This is a genomic window from Solibacillus merdavium (assembly GCF_014836935.1).
Classification (GTDB): domain Bacteria; phylum Bacillota; class Bacilli; order Bacillales_A; family Planococcaceae; genus Solibacillus; species Solibacillus ferritrahens.
Genome location: NZ_JACSPW010000001.1, coordinates 542,780 through 563,628, shown reverse-complemented (window position 1 = coordinate 563,628; position 20,849 = coordinate 542,780). Strand labels below are relative to the sequence as shown.

The 20,849-nt window shown below is 37.4% G+C and carries 21 protein-coding genes and 1 riboswitch; of the genes, 2 read left to right on the top strand and 19 right to left on the bottom strand.

The annotated features are described in order from the left end of the window. Positions 1 to 158 precede the first annotated feature (158 nt). Positions 159 to 1,019 carry a YitT family protein gene (locus H9632_RS02665; protein WP_191702567.1) on the top strand — a complete coding sequence of 287 codons (861 nt, stop codon included), beginning with the start codon at positions 159 to 161 and terminating at the stop codon, positions 1,017 to 1,019. Between the two features lie 49 nt (positions 1,020 to 1,068). Here H9632_RS02665 and brnQ read toward each other — a convergent pair whose 3' ends face one another. The 13 genes from brnQ to H9632_RS02600 form a co-directional block, all read right to left on the bottom strand. Next, positions 1,069 to 2,418, bottom strand: a complete 1,350-nt coding sequence (gene brnQ / locus H9632_RS02660; RefSeq protein ID WP_191702566.1) for a branched-chain amino acid transport system II carrier protein — start codon at positions 2,416 to 2,418, stop codon at positions 1,069 to 1,071. Between the two features lie 224 nt (positions 2,419 to 2,642). Then, positions 2,643 to 3,218, bottom strand: a complete 576-nt coding sequence (locus H9632_RS02655) for an ECF transporter S component (RefSeq protein WP_225223622.1) — start codon at positions 3,216 to 3,218, stop codon at positions 2,643 to 2,645. Between the two features lie 245 nt (positions 3,219 to 3,463). Beyond that, positions 3,464 to 3,638: riboswitch (FMN riboswitch) on the bottom strand. 108 nt (positions 3,639 to 3,746) lie between these two features. Continuing rightward, positions 3,747 to 4,958: a hypothetical protein gene (locus tag H9632_RS02650; RefSeq protein ID WP_191702565.1), complete on the bottom strand. Its 1,212-nt coding sequence runs from the start codon at positions 4,956 to 4,958 to the stop codon at positions 3,747 to 3,749. Then, positions 4,955 to 5,488, bottom strand: coding sequence for an RNA polymerase sigma factor SigX (locus H9632_RS02645; RefSeq protein ID WP_191702564.1), 534 nt, complete (start codon positions 5,486 to 5,488; stop codon positions 4,955 to 4,957). The genes H9632_RS02650 and H9632_RS02645 overlap by 4 nt, the downstream gene beginning before the upstream one ends. 144 nt (positions 5,489 to 5,632) lie before the next feature. Further along, entirely contained in the window at positions 5,633 to 7,408 is a 1,776-nt protein-coding gene (locus H9632_RS02640; protein WP_191702563.1) for an ATP-binding protein, read from the bottom strand. Then, positions 7,401 to 8,117 (bottom strand): response regulator transcription factor, encoded by a 717-nt coding sequence (locus tag H9632_RS02635; protein ID WP_191702562.1) that lies wholly within the window; start codon positions 8,115 to 8,117, stop codon positions 7,401 to 7,403. The genes H9632_RS02640 and H9632_RS02635 overlap by 8 nt, the downstream gene beginning before the upstream one ends. Positions 8,118 to 8,238: 121 nt before the next feature. After that, entirely contained in the window at positions 8,239 to 9,423 is a 1,185-nt protein-coding gene (gene ccsB, locus H9632_RS02630; protein ID WP_191702561.1) for a c-type cytochrome biogenesis protein CcsB, read from the bottom strand. Continuing rightward, complete coding sequence (locus tag H9632_RS02625; protein WP_191702560.1) at positions 9,420 to 11,078, bottom strand: cytochrome c biogenesis protein ResB; 1,659 nt, start codon at positions 11,076 to 11,078, stop codon at positions 9,420 to 9,422. Before H9632_RS02625 ends, ccsB begins: the two co-directional genes overlap by 4 nt. Positions 11,079 to 11,091: 13 nt before the next feature. Further along, a complete protein-coding gene (gene resA, locus H9632_RS02620; protein ID WP_191702559.1) occupies positions 11,092 to 11,625 on the bottom strand; it encodes a thiol-disulfide oxidoreductase ResA in 534 nt (177 codons plus the stop codon). A 106-nt stretch (positions 11,626 to 11,731) separates the two neighbouring features. Beyond that, the gene (locus H9632_RS02615; protein ID WP_191702558.1) at positions 11,732 to 12,475 is read right to left on the bottom strand and encodes a pseudouridine synthase; all 744 of its coding nucleotides are present in this window, start codon (positions 12,473 to 12,475) and stop codon (positions 11,732 to 11,734) included. A 215-nt stretch (positions 12,476 to 12,690) separates the two neighbouring features. After that, positions 12,691 to 13,665 (bottom strand): D-alanyl-D-alanine carboxypeptidase family protein, encoded by a 975-nt coding sequence (locus H9632_RS02610; RefSeq protein WP_191702557.1) that lies wholly within the window; start codon positions 13,663 to 13,665, stop codon positions 12,691 to 12,693. 12 nt (positions 13,666 to 13,677) lie between these two features. Beyond that, on the bottom strand, positions 13,678 to 14,265 hold the full coding sequence (gene scpB, locus H9632_RS02605; protein ID WP_191702556.1) for an SMC-Scp complex subunit ScpB: 588 nt from the start codon (positions 14,263 to 14,265) through the stop codon (positions 13,678 to 13,680). Continuing rightward, positions 14,240 to 15,016 carry a segregation/condensation protein A gene (locus H9632_RS02600; RefSeq protein ID WP_191702555.1) on the bottom strand — a complete coding sequence of 259 codons (777 nt, stop codon included), beginning with the start codon at positions 15,014 to 15,016 and terminating at the stop codon, positions 14,240 to 14,242. Before H9632_RS02600 ends, scpB begins: the two co-directional genes overlap by 26 nt. Positions 15,017 to 15,213: 197 nt before the next feature. On the opposite strand from H9632_RS02600, the gene H9632_RS02595 reads away from it, so the two are divergent. Further along, positions 15,214 to 15,717 (top strand): DUF309 domain-containing protein, encoded by a 504-nt coding sequence (locus H9632_RS02595; RefSeq protein ID WP_191702554.1) that lies wholly within the window; start codon positions 15,214 to 15,216, stop codon positions 15,715 to 15,717. Here H9632_RS02595 and H9632_RS02590 read toward each other — a convergent pair. From H9632_RS02590 to H9632_RS02565, 6 genes are all read right to left on the bottom strand, one after another. Beyond that, on the bottom strand, positions 15,714 to 16,073 hold the full coding sequence (locus H9632_RS02590) for a GNAT family N-acetyltransferase (protein WP_191702553.1): 360 nt from the start codon (positions 16,071 to 16,073) through the stop codon (positions 15,714 to 15,716). The genes H9632_RS02595 and H9632_RS02590 overlap by 4 nt on opposite strands. Positions 16,074 to 16,289: 216 nt before the next feature. Further along, the gene (gene lysA / locus H9632_RS02585) at positions 16,290 to 17,609 is read right to left on the bottom strand and encodes a diaminopimelate decarboxylase (protein ID WP_191702552.1); all 1,320 of its coding nucleotides are present in this window, start codon (positions 17,607 to 17,609) and stop codon (positions 16,290 to 16,292) included. Between the two features lie 102 nt (positions 17,610 to 17,711). Then, a complete protein-coding gene (locus tag H9632_RS02580; protein WP_191702551.1) occupies positions 17,712 to 19,154 on the bottom strand; it encodes a spore germination protein in 1,443 nt (480 codons plus the stop codon). Continuing rightward, positions 19,151 to 19,930, bottom strand: coding sequence for a SigF/SigG family RNA polymerase sporulation sigma factor (locus H9632_RS02575; protein WP_191702550.1), 780 nt, complete (start codon positions 19,928 to 19,930; stop codon positions 19,151 to 19,153). The genes H9632_RS02580 and H9632_RS02575 overlap by 4 nt, the downstream gene beginning before the upstream one ends. Before the next feature lie 12 nt (positions 19,931 to 19,942). Further along, the gene (gene spoIIAB / locus H9632_RS02570; RefSeq protein ID WP_191702549.1) at positions 19,943 to 20,383 is read right to left on the bottom strand and encodes an anti-sigma F factor; all 441 of its coding nucleotides are present in this window, start codon (positions 20,381 to 20,383) and stop codon (positions 19,943 to 19,945) included. After that, complete coding sequence (locus tag H9632_RS02565) at positions 20,368 to 20,730, bottom strand: STAS domain-containing protein (RefSeq protein ID WP_191698229.1); 363 nt, start codon at positions 20,728 to 20,730, stop codon at positions 20,368 to 20,370. The genes spoIIAB and H9632_RS02565 overlap by 16 nt, the downstream gene beginning before the upstream one ends. Positions 20,731 to 20,849: the final 119 nt, after the last annotated feature.

The following is a 20,849-nucleotide window of genomic DNA, read 5'->3' as shown; positions in this document are numbered from 1 at the left end:
ATTTCATGAAAATGGAAATATGAAATTCAAGGATCCTTGAGATATAAAATCGAGAAATTATCTGGTTTAATCACAAAATTTCAAATTATTATAGTGTTGAAAAGAAATCATAGTATTATTCATGTATAATTATTACGATATATTTGAGGAGGAGATTTATGTCAAAGCAAAAAAACATCGCAAAGTCTATCGGACAAAAAATCATTGTTATTATCGGAGGTTTTATCGCCGCTTACGGTTTAGAATCCGTATTAATTCCAAATAACGTTTCCGATGGAGGAATTACAGGGATTAGTATCGTAATTTCACAATTAACACCATTACCTTTAGGTATGTTAATTGCTTTACTTAATATTCCATTCGTTTACTTAGGTTATAAACAAATCGGTAAAACCTTTGCAATCAATTCTATTCTCGGAATTGCTTCTTTAGCAATTGGTACATCCCTTATGCACCATGTCCCGACAATCGTGACCGGGGACGCGTTATTGATTACCGTTGTTGGGGGGATTATTTTAGGTATCGGTATGGGGCTGGCACTACGTAATGGTGGTGCATTGGATGGTATTGATATGCTTGCAGTATTGCTTTCTAGAAAGCTCCCGTTTAGTACGAGTGATTTAATTTTATTTTTAAACTTTTTCGTCTTCATTATTGTTTCGTTTGTGTTCGGCTTTAAGGGTGCTTTATTATCAGCAATTGCCTACTATATCGCGTCGAAGGTTATTATCGTTGTTGAGGAAGGGTTAAGCGGTTCTAAAACGTATAAAATTATTACAAGCGAACCTGTAAATATGGTGGAGACAATCCGAGATCGTTTAGGACGTAGCGCTACTTTTAATACCGTTTACGGCGCTTATTCCAACCAGGAGTTTAAAGAAATTACATGTGTAATTAACCGAATGGAAGAAAGTAAAATGAAAATTATCATTCGTGAAATTGACCCTAATGCTTTTGTCACTGTTTATGAAGTTGTAGAAGTAAAAGGTGGCAGCTTCAAAAAACAAAATGTACATTAGAAACGAAAAATGGGTGTGTAAAAGATTTTCAACTTTTACACACCCATTTCTATTCAACTTTTTTGTTAATACTATTCGGAATACACAATCCGATAACTGCCCCAATTAACGCTGGAACAATCCAACCTAAACCGATTGTATAAAGAGGTAAATAATCCATATATACAGCTGAAATTGATGATAATAAGTTTCCTTTAAACGCTGGGACACTTTCGATTAATGCATTGTAGCCATCGATAACACTAATAAAGAATGTAAATAAAATAGCTGTCGCAAAAACTGATTGTTTATAACCAAACAACGGTCCGAAAAGCGCTAAAATAATTAAGACAATTGCCAAAGGATATAAGAACATTAACACCGGTACTGCATATGTAATAATATTTGTTAATCCGACATTCGCAATAACGAACGATACAAGACACAGCAGTACAACAAATGCTTTATAGCTCACTTTCGGAAATACTTCATGGAAGAATTCACTACACGATGTAATTAACCCAATACTTGTTTTCAAGCATGCCAACACAATAATAATAGCTAGTAAAATTGCCCCGTACGAACCAAAGTAATAATCCGCTACAGCCGCGAAAATTTGACCACCATTCTCATAAGTTCCAATCGCCGTTACACTTGATGAACCCATATAAGTAATGAGACCATATATAAGCATCATTAAAGCCATCGCAAAAATACCCGATTTCCAAGTCGCTTTTGCAATTTCTTTTTTATCGGTAATACCCGTTCGCTTAATCGCATGAATAACTACAATACCGAATGCAAGTGAAGCAAGCGCGTCCATCGTATTGTAACCTTCTTTAAACCCTGTCATAAACGCATCATTTATATATGCCCCAACAGGCTCTACAAAATCACCCATTGGCGAAAATAAACTGATCCCGATTAAAACAAACAGAAAAATCAAGAATGCCGGTGTTAAGTATTTCCCGATAATATCCATAATTTTCGCTGGATTTAACGAAAAATAAAATACGATAGCAAAAAATACAAAGCTAAATACCGCTAGCCATAATGTTATTTGAGACGGATCGATAAAAGGTTCAAATCCAACTACAAAAGGTACCGTTGCAGTACGTGGAATAGCAAAAAATGGTCCAATAGTTAAATATAATGCCAATGCAAATAATAAACCAAATACCGGGTGTACTTTACTCGCTAAATCACGCAATCCATTACTTCCAGAAAGGCCAATTGCAAGAATACCTAAAAACGGCAGCCCTATTGCCGTTATTAAAAAACCAATTAACGCCAGCCAATAATTCGTACCTGCTAACTGGCCCATTTGTATCGGGAAAATTAAATTACCCGCACCAAAAAACATACCGAACAGCATCGTCCCAATTACTGCGTATGTTGAAAATGGTATTTTTTTCTCCATCGTCATCTCTCCTAAAGAAGTAATATAATGTTGGTCTTTTGACGAAATAGCCAGATTTTTCACAACAATGTACATTATGATAACAGTGAATTACTATGATTACAATAGTAATAATTATTTCCATATAACTTAAGACACATAAACTAACAATCTTCCAGCAAATAAAAAGGAGTTATGTCATAAAAACAATCCTTTATGACATAACTCCTTGTGCTTTTATTTAGTTAAGCTAAATATTGTCGGCGCTGTTGTTCAATCCATACACGCATCGAACGGTAAATCATCGTCACGACAACTAGCATCATAATTCCTTTAACTATATTAAACGGTAAAATACCCAATACTATCGTTTCGTACATATCATATTCAAAGCCCAGTAAATACGTATATAGTGGTAGGAACGCTACGTAATTTAATACAGCCATTCCCAACGACATTACAACCGTCGAAACGACTAAGCCAGAAATTAACCCTTTTGCAGAAGGGAACTTTTTGTAAATATAGTAAGCTGGTAAAATGAATAATACGCCTGTTGCAAAGTTTGCCATGTGACCTACCGGAATTCCTTCTGGAGCTCCCGTATAAATCCAATCAAGTACATTCTTAACCAGTTCAACAAGAATACCTGCGACAGGTCCCATCGTAATCGCCGCTATTAATGCAGGTACATCACTAAAATCAATCTGCAAAAATACAGGAAACCAAGGTAATGGGAAATTCAGTAGCATTAATATGAATGAAATCCCACTTAGCATAGCGATTGTTACGAATGACCGTAACTTCAAACTTCTCTTTTGCATAGAAATCTCTCCTCTTTGCTGATTCCATCTCGCAAGAAGAAAGGACGTATCAAATCATTCATGAAAAAACCCTTATGCAAAAAAGAGCATAAGGGAGAAATAGGCACACTTAAATAAAAGTCTACTTATGCATTTTGTAGTAAATCCCCTTAAAAATATGTATACGAAAGACATTCCGCTCATAGTTAAGGAAATTATTAACGGTACTACAAAAGCACGACATTTTCATAAAATGACGACCGTACCTTCACCTTCTCCCATCCAGACTATACTGTCGGCTTTGGAATCGCACCAAATCCTGCACACAAAAAGTGGCTCGCGGGCTCGAAAAGTTTACTGTAACGTCCTCCAAGTAAATGGTCAGAGGCTACAACTTTAATTACCGCCGGTCGGGAATTACACCCTGCCCCGAAGATGAATCAATATGAAATTGTGCAACAAAATTCTTGTTACAATTTCTATTATATATATAAAAACGGAATTGTAAAGACCATTGCTTACAATTCCGAGTAAATTCATTTGTTTTATTTAAAAGTTATAGAACAGTAGGTTCCCCGCGATTGGCTTCTCTAAAGGCTTCGTGAAGTCAAAACCACTCCAATTTTCTTGCACAATTTTTTCAAATTTAATTTGTTTATCAAAACTTGCTGCCGTTAAAATTAATCCTTCTATCATACGCATTGCTTGGGCAGCATCATATTGTTCCAAATCAAGTGCTTGTTCGAATGTTACAGTAACGATATCCCCTTCATCCTCTACTTTTAATGAAATTCCAGGTAAAATGACAGTACGATATATATCGTTTGCTTCCGTTGTCATATTATCGATCGCCTCAGTCACGTTAGGAAAGGTCATACGAAAATTAGGACTTGAATAAACTGCCCCATCCCTCATTTGATACATAAAATAATTGTATTGTGTCTGCTCCCCTTTCAATTGAAAAGACTGTGCCGTTTCGCCAACATAATCAAAATAGACGACTTCCCCTTTTGCATCTTCAATTTGTACCTCTTCGTACGAATTTCCGAATGTATCCACAAGGGAGCCGAAATAATTAGATAGTGTAGCAGAACTTGTATCATATCCGTGGTCATCAGGTAATGTGTGAATAAGCCTATCTCCCTCTTCACGCAATTCGCCTTTTAACGGGTGATACTCATTAAACCCCATCATTTGTTCATCGAGTAATGGACTAAAAGTTTTATAAAGCTCCAATGTTGTCGGGTTATCGGTCCCAAGCTTATCTACCACAACTTCATTAGGTATTAATATACTGACAGGAACGCTTTCTGCATCATCACCAGCAAGACCAATTTTAAATAATGTTACTCCTTCAAGCTGGCTTTCATAAATTAATGTCTGTTCAGCTTGTGCATCCAATGAAAAATTAGAAATTGTCGAGGGGTCACTTACATCCTCGGTCCTACTCATTTTGGCGCTTTCTTCCGATTCTGTAGTTGCCATATCAAATGTATTCTGTTCCATCGAGATGGACTGATCATTCCCTAAAAACTGTGCACCAATCAAAACTATAATAAATAAGGATGCGATCGATACTAGAAGCGGTGCCCAGCGAATCCCTTTTTGATTAGGCTGTTGTATTTGAGGCGGCTGTTCATTAAATGCTCCATCATCCTTTAAACGATTGAATATTTCATCCTTTGTTCGATGATCGGTTACTTTCGGGGCCTGTTTTAGGAGTTGTTCCAGGTTTTCCTCATCCCAACGCTCCTTTTTCATAATGAATTCGCCTCCTTTCCATCTTGTGCTTCCAATAGCTGTCTTAAATTTTTTAATGCCCGGTGCTGTGTCGTTTTAACCTTACCTGTGGTCCATCCTAATATATCAGCCGTTTCCTGTATCGTAAGTTCCTGAAGATAGCGCATAATAATCACCATTTTCTGATCCCCCGAGCATCGTTCCAATGCAAGCAGTAATCGACTTAGTTCATCGTTTAATTCCATAGACTGTTCTGGTGAAGGTACGGGGCTTACAAGCTGCTCCGTTTCCCAATCAAATGCGGTAAATGCATGCTTATCCCGAACCTGTTTTTTTCTGAAATAATCAATTGCCACATTTTTCGCAATTGAGAAAAGCCACGTTTTTTCAGAGCTTTTCCCTTCAAAACGTTCATACGATTTCAGTACACGTACGTACACTTCATGAGAAAGATCCTCCGCCGCTGTCCGGTTTTTCACTAAATAAAAAAGAAAATTAAAAACATCCTGATGATACATATCGTATAATCGATGGAAAATGGACTGTTGCACCCATCCCACCTCCGTTCTAATTATTTGTCGTTTTCAAACAGTAAAAGTTACAATACCATGGAATATAATTATGAATTAACTTGTTAAAAATAAAAGTTTACCACTTTGAGAACAAAATGATAAACTTTTCCTACTACGATTTTGTTAATTTAATGGTAAATAAAATGTAAAGGTTGTTCCTTGCTGTTCCACACTATCCACAGAAATCGTACCGTTATGCGCTTCTACTATATTTTTTGTAATCGCTAACCCTAAGCCTGTTCCACCTTTTGAACGCGTCCGTGCTTTATCCGCTTTATAAAAGCGTTCAAATACATAAGGTAAGTCATCTTGGTGTATTCCTCGACCAGTGTCCTTCACTTGAACCTTAGCAAATTTCTGCTCATTTGTTATCGATACTGTAACTGAGCCTTCAGCCGGCGTATGGCGGATTGCATTATCGATTAAATTCGTTAACACTTGCTCAATGCGATCTTCATCAATCGGAATGAGTGCATCTTCCGAAAAGTCGGTTTCAAAAAGAAGATGGACATGGTTTTCTTTTGCCGTCTGATCAAACTTATGTGTCATACGTTCAATTACCGATACTAATGGCACATCATCTTTATAAAGACTCATATGACCTGACTCCATTCGTGCCAAATCCAGTAAATCCGTAACGAGTCGGCTCATCCGTTGGGACTCATCATAAATAATGCGAATCATATCAGTGCGTTCCTCTTCTGTTGTGACAACACCATCTATAATGGCTTCAGAATAACCTTGTAGCATCGCTATCGGTGTTCGCAACTCATGCGAAACATTGGCAATGAAGTCCGACTTCAGCTTTTCCAACTTTGTCTCCTCTGTTTTATCTCGTATAACAGCGACTGCACCACGAATTGAATCTCCGCTATAGAGGGGGCTAATAGTAATACTATAATAAGATTTTCCCATCTGTAACTCTTCGTCAAGCTGATCTTCAAAACTTAGGACATGGTCAAGCATTTGATAAAGCTCTTCAGGAATCGGCTTTGAACTGTTTAAGCCTTTTTCGATAAACCATTTTTGAAGCAAGCGCTCTGCAGGAGGATTACTGACCAAAATTGTTTTATCACGATTAAAAGTTATTACAGAATCTGTCATCGATGTTAATATACTGGATAATTGCTCTTTTTCTTGATTAATCACTTCTAAATGGTGCTTTAATTGGCGCCCCATTTGGTTAAAGGCTACTGCTAGCTGACCAATTTCATCATTCTGCTTTATTTCAATTTTCGAATCAAATCGACCCTTTGCCAATTCAAATGCGTGCTCACGCATGTTACGTAATGGCAACGTAATTTTGGAGGAAAGGAAAAACGCAAAAATAGTTGTTAATATGAATGCAATAGCCGCTGCCAAAAAAACAATTTTCGTTGTTTCATTACTTGTCTGATTTAATGCGTCCGGGTTTTTATAAATAAATACCGCCCCGTGTAACTCTTCTTCACTTTTTAAAGGAAAGCCAAGAACGATATATTTCATTTTTTTATTTTCATCAATATTCGAAGGCAGAAGGAGCTCTTTGACAATTGGCTCGTTAGTTGCATAAACTTCCCTTAATTCTTCGTTTGAAATAATATTTTTCTGTATTTCCTCTTTATTCAATCCTTCTTGCATTGAATACAACACTTCATTTGGATTTTTCGCAATTAAGACATTCGTCGTTTCTGTTAACAGCTCCGAAATGATTGCGAATTGTTTATCATCCAATTCATCCTCATCAACAATGCTAGCAATGGCTGCAGCAGTTTGTCTCAAAGACATTTCAGATTGTTCATTATGATAGCTTTCTAGAAACTCCAGCATAAATACCGTGAAAATAAACAGGACAAATGAAACGAGAAGCAAAATGGTTACCCATAGCTTCCCGACAATACTTGTTGCTATTCTAATCATTTACAACCTCGAATTTATAGCCTACACCCCAAACAGTTACAATCATTTTCGCCGCATTTTCAGAAACGCGGTTCAACTTTTCTCGTAAACGTTTAACATGTGTATCTACTGTACGGAGGTCACCAAAGAAATCGTAATGCCAAACTTCTTTTAACAGTTGTTCACGGTCAAATACTTTATCAGGAGATTTCGCTAAAAAGTATAATAATTCATATTCTTTCGGTGTTAAATTTACTTCTGTACCATCCGCCGTTACACGGTGTGCATCGTGGTCGATTGTTAAATGCGGGAATACAACTAAATCCTTTGATGAAGATGCATTCGATACTGGTGAAAATACAGCTGAGCGTCGTAAAATAGCTTTTACACGCAGCACAACTTCACGTGGACTAAATGGTTTAACAATATAGTCATCAGCTCCTAGTTCAAAACCTTGAACCCGGTTTGCTTCTTCTCCTTTTGCTGTCAACAAAATAATCGGTGTTGTTTTCTTTTCACGCAGCTCAGCGCAAACTTCCAAACCGTCTTTTTCAGGCATCATAATATCTAGTAAAATACAATGATAATCTTTTTCTAGCGCCATTGAAAGTGCCTGTTCTCCGTTTTCTGCTTCTTCTACTGCGTAGCCTTCGCGTTCTAAATACATTTTTAATAAACGTCGAATGCGGTCTTCATCATCTACAATTAATACAGAAATATTTTCTGACACTGATGTTGCCCCTTTCAAAACTCTATTTCTCTACTCCATTGTACCTTTTAAAAGTACAATTGAAAAGAAAAGCTCAACCAAAATGATTGAACTTTTATAACTTTTTGACATATTAATATTTTTATGCGTAAGAGTGTAACCCAGCAATTACTAAGTTTACGACAACTAAATTAAATAAAATGATTAGGAATCCTATTACCGTTAACCAGGCAGTTTTTTTACCTTCCCAGCCTTTTGATAGACGTAAATGTAAAAACGCTGCATAGAATAGCCATGTGACAAGTGCCCAAACTTCTTTTGGATCCCAGCCCCAGAAGCGTCCCCATGCTTTTTGCGCCCAAATCATTGCAAAAATCAGTGCTCCGAGCGTAAATATTGGGAATGCAATTAAAACTGTACGGTATGCAATTTCATCCATTAACGTAGAGTTTACTCGCTTTACCAACGGCTGGAACATAGTTGCTACCTTTCTTCTAAAGATGAGGCGGATCAAAATATATATAACCGTACCAAATAGAACGGACCATACTACTGTTGTTAATTTACGCGCATCAATCAGTGCAGGCAATTCTACTAATGGAGTCATGCGATCCTCTGTTAGCTCTACATACTCATTCATACCAAAAATCGGCGGCATCATATATGTTGAAGTACTTACTTTATCCAAAGTATCGACATATTCATACTTCGCTTCATAATCCATGACATTGAATGTTACAGTAGCTGCCACGAAACCTACAATTAATACACAGCAGAACATAACAGTTTCCAGCCAAAAACTCTCTTTTGAGCGTTCATTCATATTTACATTTTTCAGTAAATAAATTAGACCAGCTACCGCACTGATTCCAAAAATGGATTGACCTATTGCTGCCGTAATTACATGAATTGTTAACCAATGACTTTGTAATGATGGTACTAACGGACTTACCTCTGTCGGGAACATCGAAGCATATGCAATGATTAGAAGTGCAATTGGTAACGCTACAACACCCAATGCAGACACTTTATACATAAAGAAAATAACTATGAAAGACAAGATGATGAACATACCGAATGCTGTCGTAAATTCAAACATATTACTAACTGGTGCATGTCCTGTATAAATCCAACGTGTTATGAAATAACCTAATTGTGCAACAAAGCCGATAATTGTAACGGTGATTGCTAATTTACCGTATTTGTCTGCTCGACTTGCCGCTGTATCATTTTTTTCTTTAATTGCCCCTCCAAATAGGAATGTGCCAAATAAATAACAAAAAAATGCAACATACAGTAAATAACCGCTTAAATCTATTAAACTCATAAGGTTTTACCATCCTTTTCTGTTTCAACATGTTCATTATTTTCTGATTCCAGCTGATCTACGTATTGTGGTATATGGGCATGCTTCTTTAAGACGTCTAAATCTTTCTTCATACCAAACCAGTTTTTGTTTGTATGGGCTGCTAAACGAACTGTACCGTCTTCCAACTGTTCAATCCATATACGACGGTGATTCCAATACGAACCAATCACTACACCGACCATGAAGATAATCGCTCCGACTATAAGTAGAGGGATTGTGCGATCGTATCGGACCATTAAGCCCGACATATGACGTGTTTCAACATTTGCAAATTTCATTTTGTACATGTTGTTACCTTCTGGCTCCAAGGTTTGCTGAATAGCTACAAAACTTGTTTCCCCTTCTGGTTTCTCAGGAGTACTCATTTTAAATATAAATGCCGGATTATTCGGTGTTTGTGTAGCAGTTTGCGGCACACCTTCCTTAAACCCAGAAAAATCAGGATAAAAGCCCATTAATTCTACTTTTGCTCCATTATCCAATAAGTATTCGTCTTGAGGATTTGTTAAATCTATACTAACCTGTCCAAGTGATTCTTCAGTTTCTTTAAGCGTTAAGTCAAAAACCATTGTTTTAATTTCATTCAGCCTGAAGTCCATCTGGTAAACTGCATAACCTTCATGCTTTAATGGATGATTCACACGGATATTAAACTGCTTCACTTCTTCCAAATCTTCAGCTTGTCCTGGAACAGCATTTTCCTGTTGTTTATATAATGTAACATCTGTTTGGTAATTTTTTGCGACAACATTAATTCCTTGTTTAATTTGCTCACCTTGTGGATCATTATCGTATGTTTCCAATATAAATTGGTCGTTTTTCAAAAAATAACCATCCATACCCGGAATTGCCCGTGTTTCTCCTTCACGTAACCAGATAGACTCATCTACGTAGAAGCCAGGAACTAAATGGAGCATAACAGCTATTATAAATATGATAAGTCCGACATGGTTTATATAAGCGCCATAGCGAGAAAAACGCCCACGCTCTGCCAATATCGCGTCATCTTCACGGCGTACATTATATTTTAGATTTTTTAAAGTTTGTTCAGCAAGCTGTAATGTTTGGTCAGTATTCTCACTCGGCTTGCCTTCACTATAAATGCGTTGACGCTTCATAAAGCTCGTATGTCTTTTTACTCGCTGATTTTTTAAAGATTTATGTAATGGGATACCACGGTCAATACTCGCAATAATAATAGAAACGCCCAGCATTAATACTAGTATTTGGAACCAAAGGGAAGAATAAAGATCCGATAACCCTAACGCATAATATATTTCTCCAAACCAGCCATATACATCTGAATAGTATTTTTCCTTCTCTGCATCCGTCGCTACACTAACGTAAAATTCCTGTGGTAAAATCGTCCCGATGGAAGCTGCCACTAAATTTATTATGATAAGTGAAATGCCGACCTTTACACTCGAGAAAAAATTCCATATTTTATCAATAATCGATTTGTTGTAAGTTTTTGAACGAATGGCTGTCCCTTCGTACCGCATGTCTGCAATTTTTTTGCTTTTTTCCTCCAATGTTAAAGGAGATCCACATTTTTGACAGAGATTAGTACCTTCAGGATTTTCATGCCCGCATTCACAAAGTATTATATTCATTGCGTTAAAACTCCTATTCCGGCTTTATTGACTCCATATACTGTGCGATTTTTTCCTCGCTCATTTCACCAGTTATAATACGGTCAATAGTACCATCTGGTTTAATAAATATTGATGTAGGAAGAGGCCCAATGCTGTAGGCTGTAAATACGCTTTTCGTTTTGTCGATCGCAACCGGGAACGTCATCCCCATATTGGCAACATACTTCTTAACCTCAAATTCGGACTGTGCAAAATTGACAGCAATAATTTGTACACCTTTATTAGCAAATGCTGAATATTGGCGTGTCATAGCAGGGAATTCTCGTTCACATGGTTCACACCATGTTCCCCAAAAATTTAAAACGACACCTTTTCCTTCGTAATCTTTTAATCTATGTTTTTCACCATTCAAATCTACTACTTCAAAATCAGGCGCTTGTGCCCCTGCCTTTACTACCTCTAGTTTATCTTTCGTTACAGCACCATAAACTGTATATCCAATCGCTATTGCTAAAATTGCTAGTATAATGCCACGTGTCACAGAACGTTTTCTTTTTTTTTCCAAACAAAAAACCTCCTTCCTTTTAGCAACTACTGTTGCCTATTATAGCAAATAATTACAAAATGATAATTATTTTAATTATGAATGATTTATGAACGTTTCCACTATTTTAATTGTTGTAATCTATTTTTCCTGTTTCAGCCAGTACCCGCAATAGTTTTACTTCATGCTTTGTTAGCTGACGATATTCCCCAGGCGACAATCCTGTTAAATCCAAAAATGCAAAGCGCTCACGTTTTAACTTCACAACCGGTGTCCCAATTGCTTCAAACATACGACGCACTTGACGGTTACGCCCTTCATGGATTGTAATTTCACAAATTGCTTTCCCAGCACTTTCATCAAAACTTGTCATGCTTACTTTTGCTGGAGCAGTTTTCCCGTCTTCTAGCTTAATTCCATTTTGAAGCTTCATTAGCCCTTGCTTTGTAGGTATTCCTTTAACACGTGCAATATATGTTTTGTCTATTTTAAATTTCGGGTGTGTCATTAAGTTTGAAAAATCCCCGTCATTCGTCAATAATAATAAGCCTGTCGTATCATAGTCCAAACGACCTACTGGGAATATACGTTGATGAACATGCTTTTTGAAAATATCCGTTACTGTTTTACGTCCTTTATCATCTGTAACAGCTGAAATATAGGCACGTGGTTTATATAATAGGAAATATACTTTATCCTCTTTTTCAAGCTTTACGCCTTCTACTTCAATCGTGTCCGAATTTGAAACCTTTGTTCCAAGCTCTTTTACCACTACTCCATTAACTTTTACTTTACCTTCTACGATTAATTGCTCTGCTTTACGTCGTGATGCAACGCCTGCATATGCAATTACTTTCTGTAATCTTTCCATAAGTTCACCTCATTGATTGATAAACTGCAAAGACGCACGCTTCTACAGCATTCGAATTTGCACTTTTCCTTTATTGCTATAAATAATTTGATGTAAATTAAATCTATGACTCGTCATCCACATTACGTACGCCATAAATTTCCTTAACGAATAAAAATTATGGCATACTTTCAATACTTATTAAAGAAATTTCGCTTTTCCAACAATACATCCGGTCACCTTATCGTAACTAATTTGGAGGCGACTAATACATCATCTGCATACAAAAGCCATACTCCTCTATTTGAATCCTTAAGTCTTGAAATTTTTACGATATGCTGAAAGTTTGGTTTTTCCTTCTTATGAAGAAGCATTTGTAATGGCTCATCCAGTTCTATCGATAATCCATTCGCCTTGTATTCCCCTTTTTTTACAATTGTTTCCCGATCAAAATTCTTGTCGATAAAGTCCGCCAAATTCCGGTGAACATTCCAATCATTTCCTTCATTGATTGTAACGATAACAAATGATTTTTGTTTCCGTTCGAAAAATGTCGCAAGTGTGCGCCCTGCAACTTTTGTATAGCCTGTTTTTCCAGAAATAGCCCCAATTTTTTCATGCATAAGGCGATGTTTATTTTTCCACTGCCTGCCATCCGAAAAATTTTGTGTGGATGCAATTTTCTTGAACTGCGGGTTCATCATCGCAATTTGCAGCATTTTTGCCGTATCGTATGCTGAGGAAAGGTGGGCTTCATTGTGTAACCCTGTAGGATTTGTAAAAGTCGTTTCATGCAGACGATAAAGCTGAGCCTTTTCATTCATTAGCTTCACAAAGCCTTCGACCGATCCACCCACATGCTCCGCCAACGCAGTTGCCGCATCATTTCCTGACTGCATCATTAAGCCGTGAAGCAGATAGTCAATTGTATATGTCTCATTTTCCAATAAATAAATGGAGGAGCCTTCGACCATTGCAGCTTCTTTTGAAATAACTACTTCATCGGAAAGTTCACTATTCTCCAAAACAATTAACGCAGTCCAAATTTTCGTTAAACTGGCTATCGGCAATCGAGCATGTTCATTGACCCCCATTAATGTACGGCCGTTTTCTGCATCGATAACAACATAGCTATTTCCCGCAGCCTCTATTTGCATGGTACTACTAAAAAACACAAACAACATAACAATAGATACAAACCACTTTTTCAACAAGTCACTCCTTTAATTTTGATTAAATGTTTCCTGGAACTTCGTTAAAAATAAATCTGTAGGCTGATCATCTTCCTGATCGACTTCTTCCGGTAACGGCGGCAATTCTTTAATACTTTTCAACCCAAAATAATTTAAAAACTCTTTTGTCGTTCCATATAATATTGCACGCCCTGTCCCTTCTGCGCGTCCCACTTCCTGTACAAGTGCACGTGAAACTAGCTTGGCTATCGGTCGTTCACTCTTAACACCCCGTATATTTTCCACTTCTGCACGTGTAATTGGCTGCTTATAGGCTATAATCGCCAATACCTCCAATGAGGCTGCAGTTAATACTTGATTTGTGGGATTTTCAATCAGCTTCTTCAATGTGTCGTTTACTTCTGGCTTTGTTGTTAATTGATAAGTTCCAGCAAGTTGTTTTAAAGCTATTCCGCGCTTTTCGTCATCATTATACTGAGATTGGAGTTCACTTAATCCTGCCTCGATATCCATTGGTTCCACTTCTATATATTGTGTCAATTGTTTTACGGTCATACCTTCATCACCAGCTACAAATAACAGTGCCTCGATTCTACTCAATAATTTGTTCGAATTCATCCTCTATGTCCTCCTTTTGCAGTAATACCGATAAATCGTCGAAGTTGTTTTGTTGTTCAACGACAACGATTTGGCGCTTCATCAATTCTAATAATGTTAAAAAAGTTAAGACAAGCATTGGTTTATCGTCTGCTTCAAACAATTGAGTAAACATTACTCTTCCGCCTGAATTTTTTAATATTTTTACAACAGAGCGCATTTGGTCTTTTACAGAAATCTCCTGCCTAGCTACTCGAGTGGACAATGGTTTTCTCAATTGTTTGCGGCGCATTAGTTTCTGAAACGCACTAAGCATGTCATAAACATTTACATTTTGATCAAAAAGTACCATCTGTTCATCCGGTATAAATTCAGATAAATCGCTTGGCGCTTTTGTAAAGACGTGCCCGCGTTCAGTTTCAAGCTCCTGAAGCTGTACAGCTGCTTCCTTATATTTTTTATATTCGATTAAACGGGCGACAAGCTCTTCACGTGGATCGGCTTCATCCACTTCTAGTTCAGCTGTATCGATTTCACCTTCATTAATGGGGATAAGCATGCGGCTTTTAATAGCTAATAATGTGGCCGCCATTACTAAATATTCACTTGCTTCGTTTAGTTCCAATGTTTGCATCGCATGGATATGATCAATATACTGTTCTGTTAACTCCGACATCGGAATATCATAGATATCAATTTCCAAGCGATGAATTAAATGTAATAATAAATCTAGTGGCCCACTAAAGGCATCTAGTTTCACTTCGTAAGACATAAAATACCACCTATCCTAATCAATTGTGCCTTAATCGCTTTTCAAGAAAAATAATTACCGGAAAAGTTGAATCGAAATTTATCATAAATATGTAAATTAAGCTATAATTGAAATTTGCATTTACTAGTTATTTTTATTCGACATCGTTCTACAAAAACAAGCAGAACCTATTTAAGTATAGATGAAAGGAGATCACAATGCATCCTTTGTTTCACCCACTGTTTATCGATTATTGTGCATATTTCAATGGCAATGAGGACTACTTTGAATGTCACGAAGTATTGGAAGAGTATTGGAAAGAGATTGCCCCAAAAGAAAAGCTTCATCCGCTTGTTGGCTATGTACAACTTGCGACAAGTATGTACCATTGGAGACGGGCTAACTTTAATGGTGCAACACGTATGATGAGTAAAGCAGTCTTAAACTTTGAGCAAAATAGAGAAAGCGAGTTTTTTGATTACATTGATTTCAAGCAACTCCTTTTGATTTTGAAAGATAGATTACAGAAAATGCAGGCAAATGAACCGTTTCTGAAATTTGCACTTCCTCTTAAAAATGAGCAGCTACAATCCTTGGTTCAACAAAAAATAAGTACATGCACACCAATGGATTCACACTTTATTTTCAATAAACATATGCTTAGAGACCGCACAGAAATACTTGAAGCAAGACAATTTAAAAAAAGAAGTCGACTGAACTAGTCGACTTCTTTTAGTATAGTTATACACTTTTGGACAAATGCACTTGTGTCTTCGTTTGGTTGAATATTTTTGAATCCCATCTCTTGGAGCTGTCTTAGCATGGTCAAGGCAACACCTTCTCCACGATAGGATGGGATGACAGTAATATGTTGAATTACTGCGGCATCATTTTCTTCCGCGATTCCTACTGCTCCCACATATTCGTCACCTTTTTTCCATAAAAAAAGCGTCCAATTTTCATTTTGCTCATATTGGTGAATGGTTTCCATTAAACGTTTAATGTCTTTTTCCTGCGGCATTAACGAAATCAATCCCATAGCAATCTTTTCAAGTGCTTTTTTATATCTAACTAACATTTTAACATTCCCTCAATTCTACCATTGCAAATCCTAACAAAAGTCCAGTGGAAATGCAATAACACAATTTTCCAACGTCTAATGTAAAAGGCACTTATACTAGTTTGAGAATTTGTAAATAAATGGACTAATAATATATATGAAAAGGAGTGACCAAATGATAATTCCCATTAACAGGCCGAAACCCCATTTCGCTTGCTTCGATAATTTCAACGATTATTCACCCTTTACCAATGTTAACGGCAGATCATTTACTACAAGATTTTCATAGCTTTCTCGCTTAATCGCAAGTTGATGCACACCATTTTCAACGAATACTACTGCTGGTCTTGGAACTCGATTATAGTTGGAAGCCATTGAATAGCCATATGCACCTGTACAGAACATTGCTAAAATATCGCCTGTCTCTGCTTTTTGCAAAGTTGCATCAATGATTAACTTATCGCCTGACTCACATAATTTTCCGGCAACAGTATATGTACTTGTTTTAGTTTCATTAGCTCTGTTGGCAATAACCGCTTCATATTTTGCATCATATAGTGCAGGGCGAATATTATCGCTCATACCACCATCGACTGCAATATATTCACGTACACCCGGTACTGTCTTTTGTGATCCTACTGTATAAAGCGAAGTACCCGCATCCCCTACTAAAGAACGACCTGGCTCAATCCAAATTTCAGGCATTGCCAGATTAAGTTTTGTACTTTCGGCTTTCACTGTCTGAATCATATCTGCTACATATTCATGAGGTTCCAGTGGCTTATCTTCTTCTGTATATCGGATTCCAAAGCCGCCACCTAAATTTAATACTTGTGCTTCGAAAGCATATTGTGTTTTCCACGCACCCATTTTTTGCATTACTTTACCCGCCGCCAAACTGAAGCCTTCTGTTTCAAAAATTTGAGAGCCGATGTGGCAATGTAAACCCAATAGTTCGATATTTTCATCATATACTACTTGTTTAAATGCCTCATCAGCTTGTCCATTATTTAAATCGAAGCCAAATTTAGAGTCAGCTTGACCTGTAGTAATAAAGTCATGAGTATGTGCTTCAACACCTGGTGTCACGCGCAACAGAATTTTCATTTTTTGATTTCTTTGTTTTGCCATCTCTTTAAGTAAAGAGATTTCATAAAAGTTATCCACAACAATACAACCAATCTCAGTTTCAAACGCTAGCTCAAGTTCAGCAATTGATTTATTGTTCCCATGGAAATGAATGCGATCTGCTGGGAAACCTGCTTTAATTGCCGTGAAAAGCTCGCCGCCGGATACAACATCCAAAGATAGGTTTTCCTGAGCTGCTAACTGATATGCCGCAACACAGGCAAATGCTTTTGATGCGTATGCAACCTGCGCTTTTACACCAAGATTTTCAAACGTCTGGATAAAGCCACGTGCACGTTTACGAATAAGCGCTGTATCATAAATGAATAGCGGTGTACCATATTGTTGGGCCAACTCAATTGTATCTATACCACCTATTGTTAAATGGCCTTGTTCATTAATTTGCTGTGTTCCGTATAAATGCATAGTTTTCTCCCCTAACTATAGCCTGTTCGAGCTAATATTCTCAAAAATCAAATATATCATATGAGAACTTTAACATAGGAGACTTACTGATGCAATGTGTGTTCAAGCTCGTTTTCGCTGTTTTGCACCTACTACAAACGGTCTAAGTGCATCCTGTGACATTGGTGTTCGGATAATGACCCGAGCAAATGCTTTTGGGAAAAACGGAACAAGAGGCCACAAATATGGCACTTTCATCGGCTTTAATGAACATAAATATGTGAAAATAATAAAGATACCTATAAAGAATCCACTTACACCAAACAATGCGGTTGCCGCTAAAAGCGCTAATCGGAATACTTTAACGGAAATACTCAATTCGTAGTTTGGAATGGCAAACGTAAAGATGGCCGTAACTGCGGTATATAATACTACTTCACTTGAAAATAGCCCTACATCAATTGCAATTTGTCCGATGATGATACCGGCGATTAAACCCATTGCAGTTGATAACGGTGTCGGAGTATGAATTGCTGCAATCCGCAAATATTCAATTCCGATATCCGCAAATAATATTTGCAGAAATATTGGAATTTGGCCTTTTTCATTTATCCCGATAAAGGCTAAGCTATCGGGGAGTAAATCCGGATGTGTAACTAGTAAATACCAGAAAGGAAGCAAAAGAAAGCTTAGAATGACCGCTCCAAAACGAAGGAACCGCATCATCGTCCCGACTAACGGTGCCTGCCGATATTCTTCAGCATGCTGCAGCAAATGGAACATTGTTACAGGAATCAACATTACTGAAGGCGAGGTATCTACCATAATCGCGATATGACCTTCTAATACATGGGCTGCGACAATATCAGGACGCTCAGTATAACGAACGAAAGGCAATGGATGGAATTTCTGCTTAAACAGCCATTCTTCCAACGATTTATCGCTCATTGTTAAACCATCATGCTGAATTTGCTGTAGCCGCTCAATAAGCCATTTTAAATGGGACTCATTAACCAAATCACTCATATAGGAAAGAACAACATCTGTTTGCCCGTAAGTTGAAACATGATGCATTTCAAATCTTAGCTTCTCGCTTCTTATTCTACGACGGATTAATGCCGTATTTGTAATAATATTTTCAGAAAAACCATCCCTGGATCCTCGAATAACTTTTTCGTTATCGGGTTCTTCTGGGCTACGACCGGGATAATTGCGGAATTCCGCTAAATAGCAATAGCCGCTTTCTGTAACAAATCCTACATTTCCGCTTAAAACACCGAGCATAAAAGCATCAACTGATGTTGCATCTTCTTTACCATGATAATTGAAATGGTAGTGGAAGTAATCTTGTTCGTCATCAATTTCCTCTTCTTGATCCCACTGGGTATTTGCAAGCATCTCAGCTAAGCTTTCTCCATTTACCAGACCACTAACGTATACGATAAGCGTGGGTAAATTCTTTATCGTAATATCCTTAACACAAAGATCAAATGTTTTTCCTGTATCGAACTGGGACTCAAAATAACCTCTTGCAATATCCTTAGATGTAAAAAGCTGATTCGTCATTTTTTCACCGGCTTACTCATAGTTGATAGTTCCATCCAGGTTTTCAATTGGGCCAATATTTTCTTTTCCAATCTCGAAACTTGTACTTGGGAAATCCCGAGACGATCGGCGATTTCCGTTTGCGTTAAATCTAAATAATAACGGAAGTAAATAATCGACTGCTCTCGTTTCCCTAAGCGTTTTAGCATATCTTTCAATGGTACATAGTCAAATGCCAGCTCAGATTTATCATCTCGCATTTGATCCATCAATGTAATGGAATCACCATCATTTTCAAATAGCTGATCATGCAGACTTGCCGGGTCCCGCATTGCATCTGTCGCTAATAAAATATCATCTTGTGATACTTGAAGTATTTCCGCTAACTCCGCGATAGATGGCGGCTTTTCATTTGTCTTTAAATAATCATCCGTTGCATGCCGAATTTTAAAATTCAACTCCCGGATGGATCGACTTACTTTTACCATTCCGTCATCTCTTAAAAAGCGTTGAATCTCTCCAATAATCATCGGTACTGCATACGTAGAAAACTTTACTTCATAGGACAAGTCGAATTTATCAATCGATTTCATTAAGCCAATACAGCCTATTTGAAATAAATCTTCCAGCTCAACCCCTCTTGATGCAAAGCGTTGAACGATAGACCAAACAAGTCTAGTATTTCCTTCAATCATCGTTTTTCTCGCAAGTTGATCTCCCTCTTGTGACTTTGCGATTAACTCGCGCATATACGCTTGTGTTAATAACGTTTCAGATGACTGTTCGATGTTCCCCATCCCCTTATTTCGTTATGTCACGAGTGTCTGTATTGGCATAATTTGCTTTGTAAATGTAACGATTGTTCCTTGTCCAATTACGGATTCCACTTGTAAAAAATCCGAGAAGCTTTCCATAATCGTAAAGCCCATTCCAGACCTTTCAAGCTCCGGTTTTGTTGTAAATAATGGTTCGCGTGCTTCTTCGATATTTTCGATGCCGCATCCCTCGTCCTTAATTGTTACGCTAATTTCCGCGCCATACCTTACCGCATAAACAGTAACAATCCCATTTGGATTGTTTGCATATCCATGAATAATGGCATTTGATACGGCTTCAGATACGATGGTTTTACATTCTGATAGTTCCTCAATTGTCGGATCAAGTTGCGCCATAAAGCTTGTAACTGCAATACGCGCTAACCCTTCATTTTCACTACGCGCTAGAAAAGTTAGCGTCATTTCGTTATCCATTGACAATCCCCCTCGCTGTGTAAAATAACTTGCTGTTCAGATGCAAATTGTACGCAATTTCCTAACCCTGAATATTGAAATATTTTTTGCATTGTTTTTGATGGATTTAAGAGTATCGTTTCCCCATCGACAGCTCGGAGTTCTCGCATTCTGCCAAGCACTAACCCAATACCAGAACTGTCCATAAAATTTAAATGCTCTAAATTCCAAACGAGTAGCTTTACATTTCCTTGTAAAATTGCTTTTGATATATGTGTTCGCACTTTTTCTGTTTCATGATGATCCAGTTCACCGAAAAGTTGGACAATCAATATATCATTTGGATACATTGTTAAATTAAAATTCAACTACATCGCCTCCTTCTTGCATGCAAATTCGGCAAGGTCGGATAATTTCCTTTACAGCTGACAAAACTAGTGTTAATTCGTTAAAAGTAGTGCTCGTGCGACAACTGATTTTAGTATAG